3 protein-coding genes are annotated in these 3344 nt (G+C 42.8%); all 3 read right to left on the bottom strand.

Going from position 1 to position 3344, the window contains the following annotated elements; genetic code table 11:
- Positions 1 to 478 (bottom strand): BCCT family transporter (locus ACP45E_RS18455; protein ID WP_198927761.1); only part of this gene is annotated, 478 nt, incomplete at its 3' end.
- Positions 479 to 993: 515 nt separating this feature from the next.
- Positions 994 to 1623, bottom strand: coding sequence for a LysE family translocator (locus ACP45E_RS18450; RefSeq protein WP_017035330.1), 630 nt, complete (start codon positions 1621 to 1623; stop codon positions 994 to 996).
- A 139-nt stretch (positions 1624 to 1762) separates the two neighbouring features.
- A partial coding sequence (locus ACP45E_RS18445; RefSeq protein ID WP_277815722.1) for a DNA gyrase C-terminal beta-propeller domain-containing protein occupies positions 1763 to 3344 on the bottom strand: 1582 nt, incomplete at its 5' end.

Raw genomic sequence — 3344 nt, 5'->3', positions numbered from 1 at the left:
GTGCTAGGCGAGCGGCTTCTGGCGTATTGGGGGCTACGTTAAGTGGTGTTTCATACCAGCCAGTGAAGTAAGCAACCGGCTCTGCAACACTCCAAAACATCAGGCCAATACCCATACCCGCTGCGAACAGCATTGAGAACCAGGAAATTAATGAATAATCTGCAACGGCATCTTGTCCACCTAGGCGAATTTTGCCAAATGGCGAGACCACAAGAGCAAGGCAAAATAATACAAAGATATTCCCAGACCAAATGAACAACCAATCAAAAGCGCCAATAATTTTCCATTTGACTCCGTCAAGTGCCGTCTTGGCGGTTTCAGCATCTGAAAACAATACTGCGAGCAAAAATAGCCCAATTAAACCCGCGCTAATACCAAATACAGGGTTGTGTACGTCAAACCCCCATTTCTGAACGTTATCTTGGCCTACGGTATAGTCCGTGCTGTCAATACTGTACTTATCGATCCCTTTCGTCATCATTCCTCTCTTAAAACTAAAATCATAGTCGATATAAAACACGACCAGTAAAAATCACCTATTTTTACCAATCACAGTAAGTGGTTAGAAATAGCGTAGAAAAAAGCTAGATAGCAAGACAGAATTTTCGGTAGATAGAGAGTCTACAATCAAAAACTCTAATGCAGTTATCGAGTGTTTTAACAAGCTAAGAAGACCCGTCATTTACTGCGATAGGTATTAATACCTATGATGGTTTCTAGTGGTCGTAATTCGCATCTGTAATGATACGTTATTTCATGGTGAAAATCAGTAATCCGTACGTATCCTTGTAACTTTACTACTATATTTCAGACCAGTTGAGTGAAAATTGTACTTAAAAGAGACTGGGTTGACTTATTTTGATAGAAAAAATACAAAAGCCTAGTGAAGTACTAGGCTTTACAAGCTTTAAATATAAAACTGAATGTATATCAAATTGTATCTTGGAAGGCGTGACAACTGACTCTGACTCTCACCCTCCCCTCGCCCTACTCTCAGTTTCGGCTCGAAAAAGACAGTAAGGTTCCTGCTCCAATGAAAACACCGCCCGTCAAACGATTAAATAGCTTGGCTCTTCCTTTTGCAAATAACCAACTAGAGGAGCGATTCCCCAAGCGTACGTAAAGCATTAACCATGAAAATTCCAAGACAACAAATGTTAAGCAGAAAATGATGTACTGAACCAGCATATTTGAGCTTGCATCAATAAATTGTGGGAAAAGTGCACTAAAAAACAGAATCGCTTTAGGGTTACTTGCTCCCACAATGAAGCCACTCAGAAAGTGTTCGCGAATATTGGCCTCTTCACTTGGCTTATTGTCTGCTGCTTGATAGTCCTGTTGCTGAGAGCGAAAAGACTGAATGCCGAGGTAAACTAAATATGCCGCGCCTATCCATTTAATAATATTAAATAGCCACTCTGAAGATGAGATGATGACCCCTAGGCCAACGAAAGATAAGGTTAATATCGAGGTAATAGCGGTTAAGCTACCAAGAGCCGTGTAAAGACCCGTTTTGGTACCATGAGTGACGCCTTTCGTCATACATAAAAGTGCACTCGGTCCTGGTGATGCCGTTAGTACGAGAACGGCAATAAGATACACAATCCATGTGTCTAATGTCATATTCAACTCCTTTAATTGGTTTCAACACTAATTGAACAGAAAATATTCATAATGTAAACCCTATAATCGGTTGATATTCTTGCTCAGATACAAAAAAGCCGAGCTAAATTGCTCGGCTTTTGTTCAACGTGATTAACGATTATTCGTCATCAGGCTCTTCGTTCACTTCACTATCAGAGTCTGTACTGCTCTCTACATCCGGTGACGTAACTTCACTTGAAGCTGTCGCACCTTCAGAGGCTTCTTCAGATTGCTCATCATCCAACAGTTCAGATTCTTCAACTTCATCAATACGTTGAAGACCCACTACATTTTCATCATCTGCAGTACGAATCAGAGTAACACCTTGAGTATTACGACCCACTTGGCTGACTTCAGATACACGGGTACGAACCAAGGTTCCAGCATCCGTGATCATCATCATTTCATCGCCTTCATCAACCTGAATAGCACCAACTACTGGGCCATTACGGTCTGAAACTTTGATGGAAACAACACCCTGAGTCGCTCTACCCTTAGTTGGGTATTCAGCTAATTGTGTACGTTTACCATAACCATTCTCAGTGACCGTCAAGATTTCACCGTCACTAGAAGGAACAATAAGTGACACAACTTGATCGCCATCGACCAGTTTCATACCACGAACACCCGCTGCGGTACGACCCATCGGACGCACTTTATCTTCACTAAAGCGAACCACTTTACCCGCTTTAGAGAACAGCATAATGTCACTGTCGCCATTGGTGATATCAACACCAATCAATGAATCTTCGTCACGTAAGTTAACAGCAATTAGGCCATTAGCACGTACGTTAGCAAACTGATCTAATGATGTTTTCTTAACGGTACCGTCGCCAGTTGCCATGAAGATGTACTTCTCTGGGCTGAACTCAGAAACCGGTAAGATTGCGGTAATACGTTCGTTTTCTTCCAATGGAAGGATATTGACGATCGGCTTACCACGAGCAGTACGGCTCGCTTGCGGTAATTGGTACACCTTCAAGCGGTACGTTTTTCCACGAGTTGAGAAGCATAAGATGTTGTCATGAGTATTAGCAACCAGCAGACGCTCGATGTAATCCTCTTCTTTCATCTTAGTGGCACTCTTACCTTTACCACCACGACGCTGTGCTTCGTAGTCGCTTAAGATTTGGTACTTAACGTATCCTTCGTGAGAAAGCGTGACAACAACGTCTTCACGCGCAATAAGCTCTTCCATATCAATATCATGGACAGCGGCTGTAATTTCAGTGCGACGGGCATCACCAAAGTTATCTCTTACTAGCTCAAGTTCTTCACAGATAACTTCCATCAAGCGCTCTGTGCTGGCAAGGATATGCATTAACTCAGCGATTTCTTCGAGCAATGCTTTGTACTCATCTAGAATTTTCTCATGTTCTAGACCTGTTAATCTATGAAGACGCAACTCCAAGATTGCTTGAGCTTGGGTTTCCGTAAGGTAGTATTGACCATCACGAATACCGTACTCATCTTCAAGCCAATCAGGACGAGCAGCATCGGTGCCTGCACGCTCTAGCATTGACGCGACATTACCAAGATCCCATCCACGGGCAACAAGCTCAACTTTCGCTTCTGCCGGTGTCGGAGCGTTCTTGATCAGTGCGATAATTTCATCAATGTTCGCTAGAGCAAGAGAAAGTGCTTCAAGAATATGCGCACGCTCACGAGCTTTTTTCAGCTCATAAATGGTACGACGGGTA

The sequence above is a fragment of the Vibrio genomosp. F10 str. 9ZD137 genome (assembly GCF_049974785.1).
GTDB lineage: Bacteria > Pseudomonadota > Gammaproteobacteria > Enterobacterales > Vibrionaceae > Vibrio.
Note: the sequence above shows the minus strand (reverse complement) of the source record. Positions and strands in the feature narration are given on the sequence as shown.

Coding starts and splice junctions, on each gene's coding strand:
- ACP45E_RS18450 (WP_017035330.1), bottom strand. CDS start 1,623: ATGACATTAGACACATGGATTGTGTATCTTATTGCCGTTCTCGTACTA.